Source organism: Oleiphilus sp. HI0066, from assembly GCF_001635725.1.
The window spans coordinates 1-1,405 of record NZ_LWFH01001075.1; the positions used below are offsets into that span (position 1 = coordinate 1).

General features: G+C 48.9%; 3 protein-coding genes. All 3 read left to right on the forward strand.

Going from position 1 to position 1,405, the window contains the following annotated elements; genetic code table 11:
* Positions 1-295, forward strand: a 295-nt coding sequence (locus A3738_RS13420; RefSeq protein WP_197473852.1) for a bacteriorhodopsin, incomplete at its 5' end; no start/stop codon positions are given.
* Positions 296-460: 165 nt separating this feature from the next.
* Entirely contained in the window at positions 461-1,219 is a 759-nt protein-coding gene (locus A3738_RS13425) for a polyprenyl synthetase family protein (RefSeq protein WP_068474486.1), read from the forward strand.
* Positions 1,216-1,405, forward strand: a 190-nt coding sequence (locus A3738_RS13430) for an FAD-dependent oxidoreductase (RefSeq protein ID WP_156504250.1), incomplete at its 3' end; no start/stop codon positions are given. The genes A3738_RS13425 and A3738_RS13430, both read left to right, overlap by 4 nt.

Below are 1,405 nucleotides of genomic sequence, written 5' to 3' on the forward strand. Positions count from 1 at the left end.
CTTTGTTGTGGGTATGATCGGGTGGTTATATATTGTCTATGAAATTTTCTTTGGACAAGCGAGCAAGATAAACAGCAGTAGCGGTAATGCGGCAAGTCAGAAGGCATTCTCAGCACTCAGATTGATTGTCACGGTGGGGTGGTCTATTTACCCGATCGGGTACGTCTTAGGCTACATGGCAGGAGGCGTCGACTCTGGAGCACTGAACTTAATTTACAACTTAGCCGATTTTGTAAATAAAATTGCGTTTGGTGTAGTAATCTGGGCAGCTGCGACGCAAACATCTGAAGCTTAAATGTTTATAGGGTGTGCATTCTAAAAAAAGCACGCCGCTTATACGATGCAGCCAGTGAATTTTGAGGTCCCGAACAGAGCGTCGTTGCGAAGCTCTGCCCTTGAACCAGCGTTGAAGCGGATCATGCTCGATTCCTGCGCGAGCAGTGGTCAACAGGTCGGGGCCATGTTGCAATATCATCTTGCGAGCAGTGGCAGCCTCAAACGTGCAACACTTTGCTATCAAACTGGGGTTGCCCTCAACATAGATTCGCAGACCGCAATGCGATTCGCAGCGGTTGTCGAACTATTACATAACGCCTCGCTGATTCATGATGATATTCAAGATCAAGACAAAGTTCGGCGGAACACGCCATCACTTTGGGTTAAGTATGGTAAAGCTTTAGCCCTTTGCGCCGGTGATAGTATGATCGTGGGTGCCAGCCTGTTACTAGCAGAGATTCGCTCAACGTTTTCGCTGCAGCTTCAAACGCGAGCTTTTCAAGCGGTTCAGCAAACCATTCGAGGCCAAACGGCTGACTTAAGTAGAGCAGGTAAAGTACGCCCAGACGATTATCGAGTTATCGCGTTTGATAAGGCGGCACCACTCATTCAACTGTCGGTTTACTTACCCAGCCTGCACGTCAATCGATTGCCTGCGCTCCAGCCGCTAGTGACGGCGGCTGGACAATTTGCGCTAGCTTATCAATTGTATGACGATGTAGTAGATTTTGAGCAAGATTGTCAAACGGATCAGCTCAATGCTGTAAACATAAAATATCACGCTACCCCCTCCTCTTTGGCTTCTGCTCGAAGGGCTGTGCTCGATGAAATGCAAAACTTGCTAGACAGCGCCGACCAGAAATGCTCCATACCGCAGTCAGATTGCGCATTGCCGTTACAGCATTTCATTAATGCGCTCCGCAACAAGGTAGATTTGCTATGAATCCACACGTTGTCGTGGTAGGGGCCGGTTTTGGCGGTATTGCCGCTGCCTTGCGAGCAAAAGCATTGGGCTGCGACGTTACTATTGTCGACAAAACATCCCACCCAGGCGGGCGCGCACAGCGATTTCAAGTAGATGGATACAAGCATGATGCTGGTCCAACGGTTATTACTGCGCCCTTTCTTT

Coding starts and splice junctions, on each gene's coding strand:
- A3738_RS13425 (WP_068474486.1), top strand. CDS start 461: ATGTTGCAATATCATCTTGCGAGCAGTGGCAGCCTCAAACGTGCAACA.